17 protein-coding genes are annotated in these 22077 nt (G+C 39.2%); 8 read left to right on the top strand and 9 right to left on the bottom strand.

Annotation, left to right across the window (positions count from 1 at the left end; genetic code table 11):
• Genes QWZ01_RS08090 through QWZ01_RS08080 form a run of 3 tightly spaced genes read right to left on the bottom strand, consistent with a single transcriptional unit; the run spans position 1 to position 3177 of the window.
• Positions 1–1833 (bottom strand): ABC transporter ATP-binding protein, encoded by a 1833-nt coding sequence (locus QWZ01_RS08090; protein ID WP_290322796.1) that lies wholly within the window; start codon positions 1831–1833, stop codon positions 1–3.
• Positions 1834–1861: 28 nt separating this feature from the next.
• Positions 1862–2398, bottom strand: a complete 537-nt coding sequence (locus QWZ01_RS08085) for a hypothetical protein (protein WP_290322795.1) — start codon at positions 2396–2398, stop codon at positions 1862–1864.
• 2 nt (positions 2399–2400) lie between these two features.
• Entirely contained in the window at positions 2401–3177 is a 777-nt protein-coding gene (locus QWZ01_RS08080) for an SAM hydrolase/SAM-dependent halogenase family protein (RefSeq protein WP_290322794.1), read from the bottom strand.
• A gap of 101 nt (positions 3178–3278) precedes the next feature.
• Between QWZ01_RS08080 and QWZ01_RS08075 the strand changes: the two genes are divergently transcribed.
• The 4 genes from QWZ01_RS08075 to QWZ01_RS08060 all read left to right on the top strand — a co-directional run bounded on the left by QWZ01_RS08075 (position 3279) and on the right by QWZ01_RS08060 (position 6665).
• Positions 3279–4241, top strand: coding sequence for a PhoH family protein (locus QWZ01_RS08075; RefSeq protein WP_290322793.1), 963 nt, complete (start codon positions 3279–3281; stop codon positions 4239–4241).
• A gap of 108 nt (positions 4242–4349) precedes the next feature.
• On the top strand, positions 4350–5294 hold the full coding sequence (locus QWZ01_RS08070) for a phosphoribosylaminoimidazolesuccinocarboxamide synthase (protein ID WP_290322792.1): 945 nt from the start codon (positions 4350–4352) through the stop codon (positions 5292–5294).
• Positions 5295–5350: 56 nt separating this feature from the next.
• Positions 5351–5728 carry an STAS domain-containing protein gene (locus QWZ01_RS08065; RefSeq protein WP_076378832.1) on the top strand — a complete coding sequence of 126 codons (378 nt, stop codon included), beginning with the start codon at positions 5351–5353 and terminating at the stop codon, positions 5726–5728.
• A gap of 22 nt (positions 5729–5750) precedes the next feature.
• Positions 5751–6665, top strand: coding sequence for a ribonuclease Z (locus QWZ01_RS08060; RefSeq protein WP_290322791.1), 915 nt, complete (start codon positions 5751–5753; stop codon positions 6663–6665).
• A 128-nt stretch (positions 6666–6793) separates the two neighbouring features.
• Here QWZ01_RS08060 and QWZ01_RS08055 read toward each other — a convergent pair whose 3' ends face one another.
• Positions 6794–7738, bottom strand: a complete 945-nt coding sequence (locus tag QWZ01_RS08055) for an MlaD family protein (RefSeq protein ID WP_290322790.1) — start codon at positions 7736–7738, stop codon at positions 6794–6796.
• 99 nt (positions 7739–7837) lie between these two features.
• Positions 7838–8776: an N-acetylmuramoyl-L-alanine amidase family protein gene (locus QWZ01_RS08050; RefSeq protein WP_290322789.1), complete on the bottom strand. Its 939-nt coding sequence runs from the start codon at positions 8774–8776 to the stop codon at positions 7838–7840.
• A gap of 52 nt (positions 8777–8828) precedes the next feature.
• On the opposite strand from QWZ01_RS08050, the gene QWZ01_RS08045 reads away from it, so the two are divergent.
• From QWZ01_RS08045 to QWZ01_RS08035, 3 genes are read left to right on the top strand one after another with little or no spacing between them, the layout of a single operon-like run.
• A complete protein-coding gene (locus QWZ01_RS08045) occupies positions 8829–11684 on the top strand; it encodes a putative LPS assembly protein LptD (RefSeq protein ID WP_290322788.1) in 2856 nt (951 codons plus the stop codon).
• Between the two features lie 4 nt (positions 11685–11688).
• A complete protein-coding gene (locus QWZ01_RS08040) occupies positions 11689–12924 on the top strand; it encodes a competence/damage-inducible protein A (protein WP_290322787.1) in 1236 nt (411 codons plus the stop codon).
• A 54-nt stretch (positions 12925–12978) separates the two neighbouring features.
• The gene (locus tag QWZ01_RS08035; RefSeq protein WP_290322786.1) at positions 12979–14421 is read left to right on the top strand and encodes a dihydrolipoamide acetyltransferase family protein; all 1443 of its coding nucleotides are present in this window, start codon (positions 12979–12981) and stop codon (positions 14419–14421) included.
• A 48-nt stretch (positions 14422–14469) separates the two neighbouring features.
• Here the strand turns inward: QWZ01_RS08035 and QWZ01_RS08030 are convergent, their stop codons facing one another.
• From QWZ01_RS08030 to argB, 4 genes are all read right to left on the bottom strand, one after another.
• On the bottom strand, positions 14470–17280 hold the full coding sequence (locus QWZ01_RS08030; protein WP_290322785.1) for a S9 family peptidase: 2811 nt from the start codon (positions 17278–17280) through the stop codon (positions 14470–14472).
• A 108-nt stretch (positions 17281–17388) separates the two neighbouring features.
• On the bottom strand, positions 17389–18765 hold the full coding sequence (locus QWZ01_RS08025; protein ID WP_290322784.1) for an aspartate kinase: 1377 nt from the start codon (positions 18763–18765) through the stop codon (positions 17389–17391).
• Positions 18766–18877: 112 nt separating this feature from the next.
• Positions 18878–19696: a pyrroline-5-carboxylate reductase gene (proC, locus tag QWZ01_RS08020; protein ID WP_290322783.1), complete on the bottom strand. Its 819-nt coding sequence runs from the start codon at positions 19694–19696 to the stop codon at positions 18878–18880.
• Positions 19693–20538, bottom strand: a complete 846-nt coding sequence (gene argB, locus QWZ01_RS08015) for an acetylglutamate kinase (protein WP_290322782.1) — start codon at positions 20536–20538, stop codon at positions 19693–19695. Before argB ends, proC begins: the two co-directional genes overlap by 4 nt.
• A gap of 203 nt (positions 20539–20741) precedes the next feature.
• Between argB and QWZ01_RS08010 the strand changes: the two genes are divergently transcribed.
• Positions 20742–22040, top strand: a complete 1299-nt coding sequence (locus tag QWZ01_RS08010) for an NAD(P)/FAD-dependent oxidoreductase (RefSeq protein ID WP_290322781.1) — start codon at positions 20742–20744, stop codon at positions 22038–22040.
• Positions 22041–22077: the final 37 nt, after the last annotated feature.

The following is a 22077-nucleotide window of genomic DNA, read 5'->3' as shown; positions in this document are numbered from 1 at the left end:
CTAACCGTTTTGCGCGTCAAACTGCAATTGGTTCAAATAGCGATAAAGCCCCTGCTCATTGCTGATAAGCTCCACATGGCTGCCACTTTCAATGATCTCGCCTTTTTCAAGCACAATGATCTTATCAGCTTCACGAATGGTCGACAATCGATGCGCGATAATGATAGAGGTACGATCTTTCATCAGTTCTTCCAGTGCTTCCTGAACTAATCTTTCCGATTCTGAATCAAGTGAAGAGGTAGCCTCGTCCAATATTAATATAGAAGGGTTTTTCAATAAGGCTCTTGCAATGGCTATGCGCTGGCGCTGACCACCTGATAGTTTAACACCGCGTTCACCAACAACAGTTTCATAACCTTCAGGGAAAGAATCGATGAACTGATGTGCATTAGCTCTCTTGGCGGCTTGTATAATATCTTCTTTTGATGCGTTTAATCTTCCGTAGGCAATGTTTTCTAATATGGTTCCGCCAAAAAGCATTACATCTTGTGGTACTATGGCTACCTGGTTACGAATGTCGGTAATAGAAAAATCAACTGCAGGCTTACCATCAAATTTGATGATACCATTTTGCGGGTGATAAAATTGTAATATGAGCGATGCCATGGTTGATTTGCCCGAACCGCTTGGCCCCACAATGGCCACACGCTGCCCTGCTGCCGCATTAAAGGAGATGCCTTTTAAAATAGTCAATTCCGAACGAGAAGGATAGGCAAATACTACATTTTCAAAGGCGAGGTCGCCTTTAATTTGTTGTTCTATCTTGTTATTAGTATCCACCATAGAAATATCCTCGCCATTTTCGGCCAGTATTTCTAACACCCTTTCACTGGCACCAACTGCTTTTTGCAAATTGGCATACAGGTCGGGAAAGGTACCCATGGCTGCACCAACAAATATGGAGTACATGATAAAGGTGGTTAAATCACCAACCAAAATTTCATGATTGCTCACCAATACTGAGCCATACCATATTACGCCCACAAAAGTTCCGAACAGGCAAAACACGATGAACGACGCAAATACACCGCGGAATTTGGCACCCTTAACAGCAATATTTACTACCGCACGTAAAATTTTATCGTAACGGGTAGCTTCATAAGCTTCGTTAACAAAAGCTTTCACGTTGGCTATGCCCTGGAGGGTTTCTTCAATAATGGTGTTTGATTCGGCCAGTTTATCCTGGGCCTCACGTGAAAGTTTACGTATAAACCTTCCGAAAAATACAGCAAAAGCTACTAAAAACGGCAATATGGCCAATAAGGCAAGTGTTAACTTAATAGATACCACCGCTAACAAAATAACACTGCCCACCATGATCACTAACTGCCTGATGATTTCAGCAAATGTAGTGGTTAAGGTATCTTGTATCTGCGATAAGTCAGCAGATATGCGGCTATTCAATTCACCAACACGGCGGTTGGCAAAAAAGTTCATGGGCAAGGTGATCAGCTTGAAGTAGGTATCGCGCCTGATATCGGCAAGCGACTTTTCGGCTACCTGCACAAACCAAACTACCCTGAAAAATGAAACAAATGCCTGCCCAAACAACAATAAAAAACCAGCAAGGGCTATAGCATTTAGGCTATGAGGTAAATAGTTATTAGGATATTTACCCTGAGCAGCATCAATAAGAGCTCCTAATATTTTAGGAAATGCAAGACCAACTAAACTTGATATAAACAAAAATATCAAACCGGCTATAAATTTGCCTCTGTAAGGTTTTATGTAATTGAGCAGTTTACGAATGTTTTGTAAACTCTGCCTGTTTATTTTTGCTTTTGGTAATTCTGCTTCAGCTTTAGCGCCACTATTCAGTCGTCCTCTTGCCATTTATACGTTTATAGTTAAGGGCGCAAAATTACACCTTAACTTTACTTTTTCTGCTAATTAGAAATAAAATTGACGCAAACATGAAAACGATCACCAAAATAAAAATACGCCTGTTGCTTTGGTTTTCTTCGGCGGTCTTTTTCGCCTCGGCTTTTAACAGGTCGTTTTGATGCCTTAGTTTATTGATAACGCTCATATAACCAAGGTTTATGCTCTCGGCCTCTTTAGAATGGCTTTGAATTTGCCTTTGCTGAAAAGCCCTGTATTCAAGTAATATTTTGAGTTCTTTATAAATTTTATCATCGGTTTTAACAATATCCATCAAAATATCGTTTGACCGGCGTATATCATTTTTGGTTTGCAGGCCAAATATACCTGTATGATCATTTAAACTTTGTTCATACTGGCCAAACCTTAGTTTGCGTGTATCCAGCATGCTGTTTATTTTTTTTCGCTGCAGTTGGTAGGCAATAGAATCGGCACTTACCTGTGCGTTTGTTTGGGCGTGCAGTAAATCAGTACTTAAAAAACAGATTATAGTAAGGAATAAAACTTTTTTCATCATAATTATTGAAACTCAATGATCACCTTATCGTTAAGATTGAGGCCTAATAAACCGCTCGCGTTTCCTTTGTTTATAGCTATTTCAAGGTGATCACTTATGCCGAATAAACAAAGCTTTTCGCCCACAGGCACTTCGTTGTAATGCCAGCTCAAGTGGTTGATTGTTTCGTTCCGTTTAAAGTTTAATACAAAACGCCTGCCTTGCTGTACGCTGTTGAAAAACTCCTTAGTAATATTTGTAATCACGTTTTGAAACGAATCTATGTAAATTACCACTCCTTTGATCAGGTTTTTCTCAATAACCGGCTGTAAATTCATTTTGTTTTCGATGTCATGCACTGGCAGGCCAATCTCGCTTAGTTTACCTCCCTGTGCGAGATGGCAGGCAGCTTTAACAAAAATATCGGCCAATGGAAAATGCAGAAACTTGAGATCCTGCATAATATTGATCTCTACAATTTCTTCCGGCTCAGTATCAAACATTAATGAAAAAATTCCATTATCGGCACCAACAAAATAATGTTTTTTGTATCTTACAGCAAGGTACTTCGTATGGTCGTTATAAACGGTATCAATACCTATAAGGTGTACAGTATCCTCGGGGAAGTAATAAAAACTGTTCTTTAATATAAATGCTGCCTGCTGCACATTAAATGCGGCAACGCTGTTGGTAATATCAACAATATTCACTGTAGGCAACAATTTATAAATGCTGCCTTTTAATGCAGCCTGGTAAATGTCTTTATCGCCCAAATCAGTAGTTAATGTTATTATTGCCATTAATTTTATAATATTTATTGCTAATCTTGTAGTAGCATTTGAAGCTACAAATATTCAATTTTTAATTCATAAAAATCTGTAACTAAAAAATCAAATTAGTATTGAACGAACTAAAGTTATCAATTGAAAACGTAAATCCGGCAGTATTGTGGGGGCCAAATAATGATCATTTTGAGATCATTAAGAAACAATATCCTAAGCTTAAAATAGTTGCACGTGGCAGCGAAGTTAAAATTCTGGGTGATGATCACGAACTGAATATTTTTCAGGAAAAATTCGATCATTTGCTGCAACATGTAGAGAAATACGAAAACCTGAATATTACCGACCTTGAACGAATACTTGGGTCAAAGGCAAACGCTGCGCCATCGGCAGATCAAACGACAACTGATAAATTTGCCAGTGGTGAGGTTATTGTTTTCGGGCCAAATGGCGTAATGGTCAAGGCGCGTACGGCCAATCAGCGTAAAATGGTTGATAGTATAAACAAGAGCGATATACTTTTTGCCATTGGGCCTGCCGGTACGGGTAAAACTTATACAGCCGTAGCTTTAGCTGTTCGTGCTTTAAAAAATAAGGAAATCAAACGCATCATCTTAACAAGGCCTGCGGTGGAAGCAGGGGAGAACCTTGGATTTTTGCCTGGTGACCTGAAAGAGAAAATTGATCCATACCTAAGGCCGTTGTATGACGCGCTTGATGATATGATTCCGGCCGAAAAGCTGAAGTTTTACCTGGAGAACCGTACTATTGAAATTGCTCCGCTTGCATTTATGCGTGGCCGTACACTCGATAACTGTTTTGTGATTTTGGATGAGGCACAGAATGCTACGGATATGCAATTGAAAATGTTCCTGACCCGTATGGGCCCATCGGCTAAGTTTATTGTTACAGGTGACGTAACGCAGATTGACTTGCCCAAAAAACAACAGTCGGGTCTGCATACAGCCCTGCGCATACTAACAGATATAAAAGGAATAGAAATAGTTTACCTGAGCGGTGAAGACGTAGTTAGGCACAAACTGGTACGTAAAATACTGGAAGCCTACGGAGATATACAATAGGTTTTTAGTATCAGGTAGTAAGTATCAAGTATCAAGACTCTTGATGCTATTAATTTTCGAAAAGGGGATACTTACTACTTGATGCTAATTACTTGATACTAATAAAGAATGAACGCAATAAAAGAAACACATTTTAATTTACCTGGTCAAACGAATTATTATAAAGGCAAGGTACGTGACGTATACACTATTGATAATAAATACCTGGCCATGGTGGTTACAGACCGGATATCGGCCTTTGACGTAGTATTGCCAGAACCAATTCCTTACAAAGGGCAGGTGCTGAATCAAATTGCAGCCCGTTTTTTAGAAGCTACGGCTGATATTGTACCTAACTGGGTAATATCGGTTCCGGATCCAAGCGTTACAATTGGTCGGATTTGTGAGCCCTTCAAGGTTGAAATGGTAATTCGTGGTTATTTGGCCGGCCATGCATGGCGAGAATATAGTGCTGGAAAGAGACAAGTTTGCGGTGAAAGCCTGCCAGAAGGTTTAAAAGAGAATGATATACTGCCTGAGCCTATTATAACACCTACTACCAAAGCATCTGTTGGGCACGACGAAGACATATCAAAGGCTGAAATACTGAAACAGAATATTGTTTCTGCAGATGACTATGCAAAATTGGAAGTCTATACTAAAGCTTTGTTTAAACGCGGCACTGAAATAGCAGCCAAGCAAGGCTTGATACTGGTAGATACCAAATATGAGTTTGGCAAGGTAGGCGATGTGATTTATCTGATTGATGAAATTCATACACCCGATTCATCAAGGTACTTCTACAAGGGAGGTTATGAGGAACGCCAGCAAAAAGGTGAGGCTCAAAAACAGCTTTCAAAAGAGTTTGTGCGGAAATGGCTTATCGAGAATGGATTCCAGGGTAAAGACGGTCAAGTAGTACCTGTTATGACTGCCGATATTGTAAAATCAATATCAGAACGTTATATTGAATTATACGAACAGATAATCGGAGAAAAATTTGAGAAGCCTGATAATGAAAACGTTCTGAACAGAGTCGAGTCTGGAATTAAACTGGCACTAAGTAGTTTGTAATTTTTAATTACAAGTAAAATAATCTTATCTTAGCTTTCTAATAATCAATAAGAAGAATGAAATTCACTGTCGATAAGCACGAGAAGTATATTTTAGTGAAGCTTAATGAGTCGAAACTGAACTCATTAGTTACGCCTCAACTAAAATCGGAGTTGATATTGATCAATACTGAGGGTCAGCGAAATATAATTCTTGATCTTTCACAGGTAAAATTTGCCGACTCCTCAGGGTTAAGCAGCTTGCTGGTTGGTCACCGTTTATGTAAAAATGCCACAGGTTTATTTATCCTGGCAGGCTTAAATGATGCGGTAGCCCGTTTGGTAACTATTTCGCAATTGGATAATGTGCTGAACATTGTACCAACTGCCGAAGAAGGTATCGATCTTATTTTCATGGAGGAGATTGAAAAAGAGCTGAAAAAAGAAGCAAGATAACACCTATGATTGTTTACCCTGTATGAAATTTGAGGTAACAATACTGGGGAGCAGTTCTGCAACACCCATTTTTAACAGAAACCCTACTTCACAGGCGCTCAATATTAATGAGCGCCTATACTTAATTGATTGCGGTGAAGGTACCCAGCAGCAAATGCTGCGTTTTGATGTTAAAGCAAGCCGTATCGATCATATATTTATAAGCCATCTTCATGGCGACCATTATCTCGGGTTGGTAGGTTTACTATCATCCATGCATCTTAACGGACGTAAAAAGGCACTTTATCTTTTTGGCCCGCCTCATTTAAAAGAGATCATTGATCTGCAATTAAAATATTCCGAAACAACACTACAGTTTCCATTAGAATTTACTCCCACTGATGCTCAAAAGGCAGAGGTAATTGTAAGCAATAATGATATTACGGTAGAAACTATACCGCTTGATCACCGTATTGCTTGTACTGGTTTTCTTTTCAGGGAAAAGAAACGCTTGCGTAAGCTGAAAAAGGAAAAGCTGGAAGAGTTAAAGATCCCGGTTGAATATTATACTGCACTTAAAAAAGGGAATGATTATACATCTGCAAGCGGTGTGATATACAAGAATGATACTTTAACTATTGATTCTGATGAGCCTAAGGTTTATGCGTATTGTTCAGATACATTGTATAATGAACAATATTTTAAACAAATAGATAAAGTTACATTGCTTTACCACGAGGCCACTTTTTTAAATGATATGTTGGATAGGGCAAAGGAAACTCACCATACCACAGCTTTGCAAGCAGGAGAAATTGCCCTGAAAACACATGCACGAAAGCTGCTGATCGGTCATTTTTCGGCCAGATATAAAACTTTGAATGAATTGCTTGATGAAGCCCGTTCTGTATTTCCGGCAACCGAACTGGCCATTGAAGGAAAAACATTTGTTATAGATTAGATAAAACTAAGGGTAAGGATAAAAGATTAGTAGACAACAGACATGGAACTATAAAATAAGTAAGGCCAGCGATTATCGCTGGCCTTACTTATTTTATGTCCTTATTCTCGGAGTCTTTGCTCCTTAAATCAATCTTTTTTGCCACCAAAAACGGAGAAGCTTACATAGCGTTTTGGATGAGCCTTTAAGTCAATAAACAGATTATTCAGATTATTTGAGGCATCTGTTAGGTTTTTATACATTTTATCATCGTTCATCAATAAGCCTAATGAACCCTGGCCATTATTGATTTTAGCTATGGTAGCCTGCAGGTCGGTCATTGCTTTATTAGCATTATCAAGCGTTTGCTTGATGTTGGCGTTGGCAATATCGTTGCTTACTTTTTCAAAGTTTGCAGTCATACCATTTAAATGTGTGGTACTTGATTTTAAGCTGCCAGAAACAACTTCTGCATTGGTCAATATACCATTGATATGGCCCGATTGAGAAGCAACTAAATTGTCAATTTTTTTTGTTGTGCCTTCAAGCGTTTGCAATGAATTGGCAATACTCATAAAGCTGCGGTCCACATTTTTTTGAAAGTCAGGATTTAAAATTTTGTTTATAGCCGCTAAAGATGAATCCATTTTTGATATCAGCATTTCTGCTTTTTTCTGAATTGGCTGCAGGCTTTCCGCAAGGCTGCCTTGTATATCGGCCTTTAAAGTATCTTTATCCTCTGCAGGTACTTTGCTGTTACCCAGCTCAAATACAATAGCCTTACTACCTAAAAGGTCGGTACTTGACAATTTAGCGAGTGTATTATTAGGTACAACATAATCTGGATCAATCTTAAACTCAACAATAGTATGTCCATCGGGTTGGAGTTTCATGCTTGACACCCTGCCAATTTGAAAACCGTTAACTAATACCGGTTTAGCTAAGGCCAGGCCCTCCACACTTCTGTAAACGGCATAGTATTTATTTGAACTCGAAAAAACATCATTTCCGCGCAAAAAGCTATAACCTAATATGAGTATAGTGATCGCTATGGCCGTGAGTGCGCCTATTTTTGTTTCGTTTGAGATTTTCATTAAGTAGTGTGGTTATAGTTTTAATGTTGTTCAGTTAGGTAGTTTGTGTATTTTAACTTTTTATTCGGGCTTTTGTTTTAGTAGCAAATCTAATCTATATTACTTTGAAACCAATTCGACTTCGTTTTTATAGTTAGTAAGGGCTCTTACAATTGAATTAACAATCTCATTTTGGCCATCCTCTGAATTTAAATAAGCTTCATCGTCAGGGTTGTTGATATAACCTGTTTCTACTAAAACAGATGGCATTGAGCTGTGACACAGAACATAAATACTTTGCTCCCTGATACCTTCGCTCGGTCTGCCGTCGGTATCTACAAATTCTTTATTAATAAGTGTCGCCAGGTTTATGCTTTGCTGTCTGAACTTCCTTTTATACTCATTTGTTAAAATAATAGTTACCGGGTCGTTCGGGTCTAAGGCACCACCGTCAAGTTCGGATTCACCTTCTATCTGATTTTTTTTGATCTCGTTTTCGGCTTCCCTTGTACGCTTTAATCCATAAACTAATAGTAAAACACCCTTGCCTGATCTGTCCGGAACGCTCATGGTTTTATATACCGGTTTATGGCGTTTAGTCCCCACTTTTTTGGTGATATGTCTGTCAGAAAGCGAGTTGCAATGGATAGATACAAAAATGTTTCCTTTATTTTCATTAGCTATCTCTGCACGTCTTTCAAAAGAAACGTCATCTTCAGTGGTTCGGGTCATTACTGCCTTCACGCCGGTCATTTCTTTTTCTATTGCAGCTTGCAATTTTCGGCCAATTGCAAGCGTTACATTTCTTTCACTGGAAAATGAACCAGATGCTCCATGTGAAAAGTGACCGGTTGTACTTGAAGGAGCACCACCATGCCCCGGATCAATAATAATAGTTTTGATTTTAAAACCGGTGTTGGCCGGAACTGTATCTTTTTTTGAGTCGTTTAAAACTGTATCTTTTTTTATGAAGCCATAAGATGTAACCGGGAAAAATGAAAGGAGCGTCACCAATACCGATAAACTATAAATCAATCTTTTCAATGCCTTATTTTTCATTATTTTTGAGCGCTGTTAACTTTATCTGCAAAAATACTATTCACAATCAATTTTGAAATTTACAACCCTTTTTTTTTCGCTTGCAATTATTTTAACGGTAAGTGTACTTGTTGCCGAAAGCAAAGGTACACATAAGGGTTATAGCAGCAAACCTGTTGCTGATACTATTATAAAACTCGATTCTGTACGAGACAAAAAACTGCTTAAAATTAAGAAAACAAAGTCAAATACATCAGGTGTAGCTGTAACAGATCCCGAAAATACTGGTTTAAATAAGAATTATAACTTGATCCCGGCGACGGATACTGTTATAAAACGAGATACAACTAAGAAGGGAAATCTGATTAAGGGCAAAAAGAATGGAGCAATCCCTGTAGGTAAAAATCCTGCTGCTGCAAATGATACTTCCAAAAACGGTGGTATTCAGTCGGAAGTTAAGGCAGTAGCTGAAGACTCAACCCATGTTGATAATGTTAAGGATATTTTATATCTGTATGGCCGAGCTCGGGTAACTTATGAAGATTTTGAACTTGATGCTGATTACATCAGGGTTGATCAAAAGAACCACGTTATATTTGCCAGCGGAAGTGTTGACCCTCGCACAAAACGATACATAGGCCGACCTATATCAAAGCAAAAAAATGATAAACCAGTGTCTTCAGATTCTTTATTGTTTAACTATGAAACAAAAAAGGGAAAGCTGTATAACCCGGCATCTGAACAGGACGGTAACTTTATTTCAGGCGGACAGGCAAAAAAGTTAAACGAAACTGAGGTTGCTTACCGTAACGTGATATTCAGTACCTGCGATCTGCCTTACCCGGATACTCACTTTGGTATTGTTATAACCCGGGGAATTGGTGAAAAGAACAGGATCATTTCAGGACCGGCATACCTGGAAATAGAGGGCATCCCTTTACCCTTGGCCATTCCATTTGGCTTTTTTCCGAAACCTAACCAGCGAACGTCTGGAGTAATTCTGCCTACGTTTGGTGAAGATCAGCAGCTTGGGTTTAAACTATCAAACTTTGGATATTACCTTGGCTTTAACGATTATATTGACCTTACCACTACTGCTACCGTATATTCAAAGGGATCATATGAGTTAAACAGTGTAATGCGTTATTTAAAAAGGTACAAATACACTGGTAACCTTGCCCTGAGCTTTGGTTCGCATAACTATGGCCTTCCCGGAGACCCTGCAGTTAAGGACGTGCATATTGACTGGACACACTCGCAGGATCCTAACGCTAACCCTGGTTCTACTTTCAGCGCATCGGTAAACGCCGGCACCTCAGGCTTTTTCAGGAACACGAGAGGAACAGTTAATGTGGGTGAGATAGCTCAAAGTAGCTTGCGTTCAAGTATATCATATGGCAAAACGTGGGCCGGTACGCCTTTTAACTTAACTGTTGGATTATCACACAGCCAGGATATAGCCCGTAAAACAATAACATTAGAGTTACCTACCGTTGCCTTTGGTATGTCGTCAATAAATCCATTTGATTCAAAGGATAGAGTAGGCGAACAAAAATGGTATCAGAAAATTACCCTTAGTTATAACATGACCGCTACCAATAAAGTGAATGATGTTCCTGAGTCTGAACTTTTTAAAAGCGAAACGTTGTCAAAACGTTTACAAAATGGTTTTCAGCATCAGATACCAGTCAGTTTAGGTTTAAATGTGCTTAAATACTTTCAGTTTAACAGTAGTGTGAATTACACCGAGCGCTGGTATTTTCAAAGTATAACTAAAAGATTTGAGCGTGGCAGTATAGGTACCGGCGATCAGTTGATCACCGATACTATTCCAGGCTTTAAGCGTGCAGGTGAATATAGTTTAAGTACTGGCTTATCAACAAAATTGTATGGGCAAATAAACTTTAAAAAAGGAAATTTAAAGGCCATAAGGCACGTAGCAACTCCATCAATCAGCTTTGGTTACCGCCCGGATTTTTCTGATCCAGGCTATGGCTATTATAGAACAGCGGTGAGTCAGGCTTCCATTCCTTATCCTTATACTTCGCAAAAGTATTCCATTTTTGACGGAGCTGTTTATGGCGGGCCTTCACCGGGCAAACAAGCAGGACTTAACTTTAGTTTAGATAATACAATTGAAGCAAAAGTGAAGGCTAAAAGTACAGATACATCTGGGATTGACAGGAAAGTGACTATCTTACAAGGTCTATCTTTTTCAACCTTCTACAATTTTGCGGCCGATTCAATGAAATTGTCGCCCATTACTTTTTCGGGTCACACTGCAGTTTTTAATCAAAAACTTAATATCAGTTTCCAGGGAAGTTTTAATCCTTATGTCACTGTGATCCGCGACTCTATTCAAAACAATACCATTGTAAAATACGCCACCCAAATAAACAGGTATACCTGGCAGGATGGCAAGTTTCCGCAATTGAGCAACCTAAGTATATCAATGAGTGGCAGCTTAAATTCAACTAAGGCGCATGCCCCCGCAACACCTGGTGTAAATACCCTGCAAAATATGAATGCTTCGCAAGCTCAAAGGCTTGCCCTTGTAAACAGCGACCCGAATGCTTACGTTGATTTTAATGTTCCATGGAATATATCTTTTAATTACAGTTACAGTTATAGTAATTTTAATAATGTTACTTCAACAAGCAATACAGTTCAAATTTCCGGTGATGTTAATCTTACGCAAAAGTGGAAGATTCAATACTCCACTAACTATGATATTAAGGCAGCTAAGCTTGGTAGTGCTACCTCGTTTTCCATTTACCGTGATCTGCACTGCTGGGATTTGTCTGTTCAATGGATTCCTTTTGGTTATTTAAAATCATATAATGTTACTTTGAAAGTAAAATCAACTATTTTGCAGGATCTGAAATTGAGCAAGAGAAACGATTACACAAATAACGGAAGCTTTTATTAATACAATGCTGGCAGAAATCATAACCATTGGCGACGAGATACTCATAGGTCAAATTGTTGACACCAATTCGGCCTGGATGGCCACCGAACTTAATAAAATAGGTATTCGGGTTAAGCAGATATCTTCGATATCTGATGATCGTGAACACATTTTAAAGGCTTTAAAAGAAGCATCGGAACGTGCCAGTATCATTTTTATCACTGGAGGCCTTGGCCCAACTAAAGATGATATTACCAAAAAAACATTGGCCGAATATTTTGAAGTTGACCTTGTTGAGAACCAGGAAGCGCTTGATAATGTAAAAAACATTTTTGCCAAATATAACCGCCCGTTACTGGAGGTAAACAGGCTACAGGCGTATGTTCCGGCCAATTGCGAAGTTGTACCAAATCATAACGGTACAGCTCCGGGTATGTGGTTCAATCAGGAAGGTGTTATTTACGTTTCTATGCCGGGGGTACCATTTGAAATGATGTATATGATGGAAGAAACCGTATTGCCCAAAATAAAGGCTACATTGAAACTTCCGGCAATTATTCATAAAACCATACTAACGGTAGGTGAGGGCGAATCATTTTTAGCCGAGCGCATTGCTGATATTGAAAATGATCTTCCGACCTATATTAAACTGGCGTATTTACCCAAATTAGGGCAAGTGCGTTTACGGTTGAGCGCGTTTGGCGAGGATGAGTTATTACTACAACAAAAGATAGATGAGTTTGCGCAAAGAATAATTGAGCGCGTGGGCAGCTTTTTTGTAATTGATCAGGATGTTGCTCTTGAAAAAGCTATTCTTGATAAAATGGCAACTAAAGAACTTACATTATCCGTTGCTGAAAGCTGTACGGGAGGTTATCTATCGCATCTGTTTACGCAGCACCCCGGTTCATCCAAGGTGTTTTTTGGTGGTGGCGTTACTTACTCAAATGAATTGAAAGAAAGTATTTTGGGTGTAAATCCTGAAACATTATACCAATACGGAGCAGTAAGTGAACAAACTGCAAAAGAGATGGTTCAGGGGGCTTTGCTTAACTTCAAATCGGATTTTGCTGTAGCAGTAACCGGCATAGCCGGGCCAGACGGTGGTACCGAGGATAAACCTGTTGGAACAGTGTGGATTGCAGTTGCCGGCAAGGATAAAATGTTAATAAAGAAATACACATTTGGTAATAAACGCCGGCAAAATATTGAACGAAGCGCGATAGCGGCTTTGTCAATGTTAAATACTTTACTAACATAAATTGCAAAGTACAGATCGAAATCTTTAATTTTGAAATGAAACTATAATCTTAACATGGCCAAATACCAACTATTATTGCCAAAAATGGGTGAAAGCGTTGCTGAAGCAACTATAATTAAATGGACAAAAAATCCAGGAGATCATATAGATGCCGACGAAGCAGTAATGGAAATAGCAACCGATAAGGTTGATTCAGATGTTCCATCGCCTGTAACTGGTAAATTAGTAGAGCAGCTTTATAAAGAAAATGATGTGGTTCAGGTAGGCTCCGTAATAGCAATTATTGAAACCAATGAAGTTGCTGTAAATGAACCTGAACCTGTTGCTACACCACAACCAGCAGAAGAAACTCCGAAAGTTGAAAATACAGCTCTGCAAGCAGAGCAACATTTTACCGCGCCTGTTACAGTACCAGGTATTGATCAATTAGAAAAGCATAACTCAGTTTCGGCACCTGAAACATTTAAAAGCGAAGGACGTTTTTACTCGCCATTGGTGCGAAATATAGCTATACAGGAAGGTATTAAAACTGATGAGCTTGATCGGATACCCGGAAGTGGATCTGACGGAAGATTGACCAAGGATGATCTGTTAAGCTACCTTCAGAACAGACAAGCGCCTGAAAATGGACAAAAAATCGATAAACCTATTCAGGCTCCGGTTTCATTTAATTCGTCTGCGCGGGCACCTGTAACCGAGCCGGTTAAACAACCTGTAGCTGAACCAGCTGCTGTTGCGCAATCAGTTAAAACGGAGGATGCACCAAGAACTGTTTCTTCTGTATCAGGATCGGATGAAATTATTGAAATGGATAGGATGCGCCGCTTGATTGCCGATCATATGGTAATGAGTAAGCAAACCTCGCCGCATGTTACTTCATTTGTTGAGGCAGACGTAACCAATTTGGTGCTGTGGCGCGAAAAGGTTAAGAATAGCTTTGAAAAGCGCGAGGGTGAAAAAATTACTTTCACACCTATCTTTATCGAAGCAGTTGTAAAAGCCATTAAAGATTTTCCAATGATCAATATTACCGTAAACGGTACTCAGATCATTAAGAAAGCAGCTATAAATATCAGTATGGCAACCGCGTTGCCAAGTGGGAATCTTATAGTTCCAGTAATTAAAAAAGCCGATGAGTTAAACCTGTTGGGGTTAACCAAGTCAGTAAACGATCTTGCAAACAGGGCTCGTTTAGGTAAATTATTACCCGATGATGTAAAGGATGGTACATTTACCATAACTAACGTTGGCTCTTTTGGTAATGTGATGGGGACACCTATTATTAATCAACCACAAGTTGCCATATTGGCTGTAGGTGCTATTAAAAAGAAACCTGCCGTAATTGAAACTAAGGAAGGCGATATGATTGCCATACGACACATGATGTTCCTGTCATTGTCTTATGATCACCGTGTGGTTGACGGGGCATTGGGCGGTTCATTTGTACGCCGTGTTGCGGATTACCTGGAAAAGTGGGACACAAATAGAGAATTATAAAACTAAAAAGGCCGGTATTACCGGCCTTTTTAGTTTTATAGATAGTGGTTACTTTACTAATTCAAATCCCCAGTCTTTACCTTTATCAACTGCCGGTACACCCTTGGCCATCCAAACAGGCAGGGGAGCCCCCTTCAAAAAATGATCGAAAAATTGCTGTTCACGTATGGTAATATCTTTACGATTTTGCCTGAGCACCAGGTTATGTGCCTCGCCATTATATTGCAGTAACCATACGGGTTTGTTTAAGCGGCGTAAAGCTGTGAACATTTCAATACCCTGATACCATGGCACGGCTCCATCAGCATCATTACTCATGATCATAACCGGAGTTTGTACTTTAGGAAGTTGAAACAACGGAGAATTTTCAATGTATAACTCGGGTTTTTCCCATAAAGTAGCGCCAATACGGCTTTGTGTTCTTTCGTATTGAAATTGCCTGTTCACGCCTGTTTCCCACCTAATACCACCATAGGCAGAGGTCATATTGGCCACTGGAGCACCCGCCCATGCCGCTGCATACATATTTGTTTGTGTAATGAGGTAGGCAACCTGATAGCCACCCCAGCTTTGACCCTGAATGCCTATGTGCACGGCATCAACCCATGCATTTTTCTTTAATGACTCTACACCCGAATTAATATACTCTACAGCTGAAGCGCCTGGATGGCCAGTTTGATAACTAATATCAGGCGCAAAAACCAAATAGCCATTACTTACAAAAAACGATATAGGTAAGCGGGAAGGAGTAGGGGCTGGAGTTATATAATTATATAATCCATCAGAAAGCTTTTCGTAAAAATATACGATCATTGGGTACTTCTTGGTGGGATCAAAGTCTTCAGGCTTATATAAAATACCCTGAGATTGATGACCTTTAGTTGTTGTCCAGCTTACTAATGATGCCGTGCCCCAGTTATATTCAGCCTGTTGTTTGTTTATATCACTAAGTTTGACCTCTTTTTTAAGATCGGTTGATATGTACAAATCAGGCGATGATTCATAGCTGGCCTTGGTATAAATATAAGTATCTTCATTTTTAGCTTTTAACAGGTCGCCGTAACTCATCGGAATCATAGATACCTTTTGCGGAGCAGTGTTACTTTCCGGGAATTTTGTATAAAATCCCCATTGTTTATTCACCTCGTTTTGTGTTTGTAACCACATGCGTTTATTTGCCGGTATAAATTTTTGTTCCGGATCTGTCATGGCATACCTTATGATCAGTTTATTTTTACGGCCAATACCTTTAGTAAAATTAGTTGCTGTATTGGTTGCCGGATCAATACTCCAAATATCATAACGATCATACAACAATACCGCTTTATCACCCTGTACCCATCCGGCCAATCCATAATCAGAGGCATAGTCGGGTACATCATTTAACTCGTCGCCCATTTTGGTGCCTATGTTGGCGGTAAGATTGTTTTTCTGGCCGGTAGCAATGGTATAACAATACCAGTTCTGTTTTTCAAGGTCGAACCAGATCACATATCTACCATCCGGAGATATATGGTATCTGGCTTTGGTGCTCGCATTGATGACCCTTTTGTTACCGCTTTTAGTATCAATTAAAATGGCTTGCTGCCTGGTTCCTCCTTCCCATTGGGCTTGTACACGGGCACCTGTATCCGTAACGCCTAAAACGTAGCGAGCATCTTTGTTATCCGCTACCTGAATTTCCTGAATAGCCATACTGCCCAATTGTAAAGGAAGGGGTTGTAGTTCATTTGGCTTTATAACTGCAAGATAACTGCGTTTGAGTTCAGACTGTAAATTTTTTAGTTGTTGAGGTTGCAGATAATCATCTTTATAATTCCATATATCCAACTTAGCTACTTCAAAATCCACAATGGTAGTGTCTGCAGGTTTCGGGATAAGTGCTGTTCCAAAAAATAAATTACTCCCGCTTTTGCTAAAATATACTTTACCTTCACCGCTAACAGCCCATTGTTGTGGCAAGCCCTTTGTGCCGGCAGCCGCGATAATTTCTGCGCTATCGCGGTTGTTAGTATAATAATAAAGTTTGAAAGGTTTAACCAATGCTTTTTCCGGATTTTTCTCAGCCGTAAAGGCTATTTGACGGCCGGCATCGTCAATAACGATATTGCGATAATTGCCACGTCCAGTACTAACCTTTTTTATGTCGCTTTTCTCAATGTCATAAACATACAAGCCTGATTGCAACTCCTTTTGTTTTTGGGGAGCAGTTACAGCAAAAACAAGTAGTTTCCCGTTTTTACTTAGTTGATAATCGGTTATATATTTAAATGTGCGGATTGTTTTATCATGTAATTTACCCACAGTTAAATCACTTCCTTCGTGGGTTGCTGGCGCTATGGTTGCACTAACTGCTTTTTTGGAGGTATCATTGGGTGAAGTTTTTTTAGCAGTATCAGCAGATGCCAAATAAGCTACCACAGGAGCGTTAACAGATAGTTTGAACGATCGTATTGCCGGTATCTTACTTATTGTTGTGGAACCGAGCTTAATTATCCCAAGGGTATCTTTCGGAAAGTCGGATTGCTTCTTCTTTTTGATTTTGGCTTCACGAATAGCTTTATAGAATGGCCTGATCAGAAACGTGACAAATTTAGAATCGTTACTAAAGCAGGCAGTATCTGCACGTGGTATCCTGATTTTATTGTTGTTTTTAGCGTCGGCTATCACCAATTCATCATCACCCTGCTGTTTTTTAATTACATATAAAACCCATTTACCATCATTACTTATATATTGATTGTTAATGCTCTGCCAGCCGTCAAAAACAGAATGATCTAATGGCTTTTTGGCGGGTTTTTGAGCAAAAACAGTTAGAGAAAAAAGAGTGGTAAATAAAAGGAGTAAAGTTTTACGCATATGAAACTTAAGTGAAAGTTAAATATGCGTAAAAGGGCTCAGTTATAAAAGTTACCTAACGGGAAAGTTACAAAAGAGTTGGCTATAAGTAGCCTGCTTCTTTAAGGCTTATATCATAGCCTTATTCAGTGCCTTGATTGCCTCTTTAAAATCTTCACGGGCAACCAAAAACTGAATATTCACTTTGCGCAGGGCCAAGCCGCAGCTTTTAATATTAATACCGCTTTGAGCCAGGGCGGTTGTTGATCTGGCTAATAATCCCGGTTGATCCATGTTAGAGCCGATCAAACAAACCATGGCCATTTTTTCTACAGTTACCTTTTCAAAGTCGCTTTCCAGCTCCTGTATCAGTTTTTTGTTGAAGTCTTTTTCCCAGATAACAATAGAGATACTATTGGCACTTGTAGCCTTAAAAGAATAGCTTACACCAAATTTGTGAAAGAGCTGCATGATGTGAAAATCGGAACCCACATTACCAACCATAGAAGGATCATAGACATCAATCATGGTAACCTTTTCGGTGCCAGTAATCACCTCAACACGCTTTGTATCACATATGTATTCGCGGGTTATTAAAGTGCCGGGGTGCTCGGGTTCAAAGGTATTTTTAATGCGAAGGTTTATGCCGTTTATCTCTAATGGTTTTGAAGCTTTTGGATGAATCGCCTCCATACCTACATCTGCAAGCTGATCTGCCACATCATAATTGGTATTACCGACAGGGAAACAGTTATCAACTCCAACCAATTCAGGGTCGGCCGTACATAAATGGTATTCTTTATGAATAATAGCCTCCTGAGGTTTAACCGCAACGGCAATTTTGCTGAAAGTAACCTCTGAGTAGCCTCTGTCAAATTCACGCATAATACCTTCAGTTCCTTTTGTATAGCCGGTTACTATGGTTATGGTATTTTCAAAATCAATCTGTTGCAGATCTTTTTTTATACGCTGATCAATGGTGAGCGAACGATGATCATGAAAGCCGCTCAGATCAACAAAAGTTGCATTGATATCCATATTTTGCAGGATATTGGTAAAGTTAAAAGCTGAATGACTTTCGCCTATAGATGCGAGGATTTCACGTGCGGCCTGTAAAATACCATCCTTACTCACATAACCCGAAGCCAAAATATTTGCCAGGTTTTCGAGGTAGGTTTGGGCATCAATAATACGTTGTTCTATAAACTTATCAGCTTTTTCAATATCCAAACCAAGACTCTCGTAGTTTTTATTGATCTGTTTAAGCTTTACTATTAAAGCTTTTAAAGGCTTGTGAAAATCTTTATAGTTAGCCAGGCGATGATAAACACCAGGAGCACCGGTCTTTTTGTTTTCGAGCAATAGATTTGTTACTCCTGAAAAAGCCGATACCACAAAAATGCGATTGTATAATTGTTGTCCGGTACGTTCAAATAAGATGATGTTTTTGATAACATCATTTAGGGCGGTCATAGAGGTTCCGCCAATTTTTTCAACTGTTAGCATTTTTAAAAATAAACGCTTAATGCGTAAGTGCTATCGCAGGAGAGCATCTTTTAGTGTTTGATATTATATTTCTTTCTGTATGTTTATTTCCTAATCCTTAAAGGGGAAATGCTTATTCGGCCTTTTTATAAAGATCCCCAGCTTTTTCGGCCGAAAGTCTGATACCCTTTATCATAGCCGAGCTAAAGCCGTGGTGCTCCATTTCATTTAAACCGGCAATTGTACAGCCGCTTGGTGAAGTAACTTTATCAATTTCCTGCTCCGGATGCGATGAAAGCTGCAATAGCAGATCGGCAGCGCCTTTAGCAGTCTGTGCGGCCATTTTTAAGGCATCATGAGCATGAAAGCCAATCTCTGTGCCACCCTGTGATGCTGCACGTATAGAACGCAGGAAAAAGGCGATGCCGCAGGCGCAAAGAGCCGTAGCCGATGTCATGAGCTCCTCATTGATCTGGATGCTTACACCCACCGTATCAAAAAGTGATTTAACTAAATTGATATTTTTATTAGTGCCGCTGTCAGTAGCAATACATGTCATGGATTGACCTATAGCAATAGCCGTATTAGGCATAGCACGTATTACCTGAACATTCATATCCAGATGTTGGCGAATATCATTACAGCTTACTCCCGATATTACAGAAATAAGTAGTTGTTTATCCTGTTTTATTACGGGTCTTATTTCGTCAAGAAGTTTGTTAAGCTGCTGTGGAAGCACTGCCAAAACAATAATATCGGCTTTTCTTACAGCTTTAATGTTATTGTCTGTAGTGTTATAACCTTCCTGTGAATAATCTGCCAGTGCAGCTACGTTTCTGCGTGTGAGCGTAATTTGCTGCGGCTTGCAAATATTTGCTTTTACTAAGCCTTTGGCTAATGACAGCCCGATGTTGCCAGAACCTAATATTGATAAATGCTGTGATGAATTCATGCGCTCTTGCTTAAACGTGTTCCAAATGGTTTATTCTCTTTTAACTGGCCTAAATCATCAGACTTGCCAATAATAACAGCTTTTACCCCGCATGAAATAGCCGTAAAGGCATTGTCAAGCTTAGGCAGCATACCGCTGTGTATAATTTTCTGTGTTTTTAATTCTTCATAATGCGCTGGATTAATTTCCCGGATCAATGAATCCTCATCATCAATATCTATTAATACACCTTTTTTCTCGAAACAATAAATAAGGGTAGTTTCATATAATGATGATAGTGATACTGCCAGTGCCGAGGCAATAGTATCCGCATTGGTATTAAGCAACTGACCTTCACCATCGTGTGTTAAGGCGCAAAAAACAAGGGTAAAGCCCGATTCTATTAAGCTGCTAATATTTGCTGCATTTATGGAACTTTCATCAAGATCACCTACAAAACCATAGTCGATAGTTTTTACAGGACGTTTCTTGGCCTTTATTAAATTACCATCGGCTCCGGTAAGGCCTATCGCATTATTGCCAAAGCGTTGTAATTGGGCCACTATGTTTTTATTTATGAGGCCTCCATAAACCATAGTAACCACTCTTAGTGTTTCAATATCCGTGATACGACGGCCATCAATAAGCTTTGCTTCAATACCAAGCTCCTCGGCTATTTGGGTTGCAACCTTGCCGCCGCCATGCACCAATATTTTATGCCCATCCAATCCTTTAAAATCTTTCAGGAAATGATGTAAGTTTTCGGAGTTATCAATAACGTTTCCACCTATTTTTATTACGTATAGCCTCTTATTTTTAGGTAATGAGTTAGAAATTGATGAAACTTGATTGATTTTAGTCATTCTTAACAATTATATAACCCCTAAGGGTGCAAAATTTTCATTAAATTAAACAGAATGTGCTAAAAGTATGAAATTATAGTGTATTTTGTTTAAAATGTGTTAAAAAATGATAAAATAATTATCTACCCAATTTTACAATTTGATTATGAAATAATTAATACAATTAGGGCTTTAAGGCATTATACTTGCTATAAAATTTCTCTATGGATCAAAAAAAGAGTGCAAAACCACGAATAGTAATTGTAGGGGGAGGATTTGGGGGGCTTGAATTGGCTAAAAACCTTAAAAACGCATCGGTTGATGTGCTCTTGCTTGATAAGCATAACTATCATACTTTTCAACCATTACTTTACCAGGTGGCTGCGGGCAGTATAGCTGCTGATTCTATAGCTTTTCCTATCCGGAGAATATTTACCAAACAAGACAATTTCAGGTTTGCACTAGCAGAAGTTGAGCGCATTAATCCTGAAAACAATACAATTGATACCAACATTGGTACTATTTACTTTGATTACCTAATTATTGCCACCGGATCAAACACCAATTTTTTCGGAAATAAAGAGATTGAGCATTTTGCCATGCCCATGAAAAATATCCCTGAAGCATTAAACCTGCGAAGTCTGATACTTCAAAACCTGGAAATGTCATTGATAGCGAAAGACCCGGAAGAGAAAGCAGCCCTAATGACTTTTGTTGTGGTAGGAGGCGGGCCAACAGGCGTAGAACTTTCCGGTGCACTGGCCGAAATGAGGCAACTGATATTAATGAAAGATTATCATGGCCTGCGCAAGCATAACATGAAAGTATACCTTATTGAAGGAAAAGCCGAATTATTGGCTTCGTTTTCACCAGGGGCTTCCGCTAAGGCGAATAAATTTTTATTGGATATGGATGTCACTATATTCAACAGTGTGCATGTTCAAAGCTATAATGGTGTTGAACTTAAAATTGATGACGGTACAACTATTTTAACCCGCAATGTGTTATGGGCAGCAGGCGTAAAGGGTGAAGTACCTGATGGAGTGCCTCAAACCAGTATCACTAAAGGCAATCGTATCCAAACCGATGAAATTAATAGGGTAAATGGTTATCCCAATATTTTTGCCATAGGTGATGTAGCTGCTGTTATAACTGCCGATGCCCCTAATGGATATCCGGGAGTTGCTCAAACTGCCATACAGCAAGGGCGGCACCTGGCTAAAAACATAGTACATATTATTAACGGCGAACCTACGACACCGTTCAAGTACAATGATAAGGGATCATTAGCTACAATTGGGCGCAATAAGGCAGTTGCTGATATTGGTAAAATACATATGCAGGGCTTTATAGCCTGGGTTATTTGGGGCGTTGTACATATTATGTCATTAGCCGGTTTTACCAATAAAGGGACAATATTTTTTAGCTGGGCCATATCTTACTTTACCAAAAACAGCGATAACCGTTTGATCATACGTTATTTCAATATTGAAACCCGGATGACAGATCCGGAATCAAAGTAAAAAGCAGGGTTAACCAAACAATTGATCTATTTATTTT

This window comes from Mucilaginibacter aquaedulcis, assembly GCF_030409325.1.
Lineage (GTDB): Bacteria > Bacteroidota > Bacteroidia > Sphingobacteriales > Sphingobacteriaceae > Mucilaginibacter > Mucilaginibacter aquaedulcis.
This window is presented reverse-complemented; position numbering and strand designations above follow the sequence as displayed.

What these genes read in the sequence shown, in the direction of transcription:
- QWZ01_RS08025 (WP_290322784.1), bottom strand. Translation starts at nt 18,765, where the DNA reads ATGCTAACAGTTGAAAAAATTGGCGGAACCTCTATGACCGCCCTAAAT.
- QWZ01_RS08060 (WP_290322791.1), top strand. Translation starts at nt 5,751, where the DNA reads ATGAAATTTGAGGTAACAATACTGGGGAGCAGTTCTGCAACACCCATT.
- QWZ01_RS08090 (WP_290322796.1), bottom strand. Translation starts at nt 1,833, where the DNA reads ATGGCAAGAGGACGACTGAATAGTGGCGCTAAAGCTGAAGCAGAATTA.
- proC (WP_290322783.1), bottom strand. Translation starts at nt 19,696, where the DNA reads ATGAATTCATCACAGCATTTATCAATATTAGGTTCTGGCAACATCGGG.
- QWZ01_RS08035 (WP_290322786.1), top strand. Translation starts at nt 12,979, where the DNA reads ATGGCCAAATACCAACTATTATTGCCAAAAATGGGTGAAAGCGTTGCT.
- argB (WP_290322782.1), bottom strand. Translation starts at nt 20,538, where the DNA reads ATGACTAAAATCAATCAAGTTTCATCAATTTCTAACTCATTACCTAAA.
- QWZ01_RS08040 (WP_290322787.1), top strand. Translation starts at nt 11,689, where the DNA reads ATGCTGGCAGAAATCATAACCATTGGCGACGAGATACTCATAGGTCAA.
- QWZ01_RS08050 (WP_290322789.1), bottom strand. Translation starts at nt 8,776, where the DNA reads ATGAAAAATAAGGCATTGAAAAGATTGATTTATAGTTTATCGGTATTG.
- QWZ01_RS08030 (WP_290322785.1), bottom strand. Translation starts at nt 17,280, where the DNA reads ATGCGTAAAACTTTACTCCTTTTATTTACCACTCTTTTTTCTCTAACT.
- QWZ01_RS08055 (WP_290322790.1), bottom strand. Translation starts at nt 7,738, where the DNA reads ATGAAAATCTCAAACGAAACAAAAATAGGCGCACTCACGGCCATAGCG.
- QWZ01_RS08070 (WP_290322792.1), top strand. Translation starts at nt 4,350, where the DNA reads ATGAACGCAATAAAAGAAACACATTTTAATTTACCTGGTCAAACGAAT.
- QWZ01_RS08080 (WP_290322794.1), bottom strand. Translation starts at nt 3,177, where the DNA reads ATGGCAATAATAACATTAACTACTGATTTGGGCGATAAAGACATTTAC.
- QWZ01_RS08065 (WP_076378832.1), top strand. Translation starts at nt 5,351, where the DNA reads ATGAAATTCACTGTCGATAAGCACGAGAAGTATATTTTAGTGAAGCTT.
- QWZ01_RS08085 (WP_290322795.1), bottom strand. Translation starts at nt 2,398, where the DNA reads ATGATGAAAAAAGTTTTATTCCTTACTATAATCTGTTTTTTAAGTACT.
- QWZ01_RS08010 (WP_290322781.1), top strand. Translation starts at nt 20,742, where the DNA reads ATGGATCAAAAAAAGAGTGCAAAACCACGAATAGTAATTGTAGGGGGA.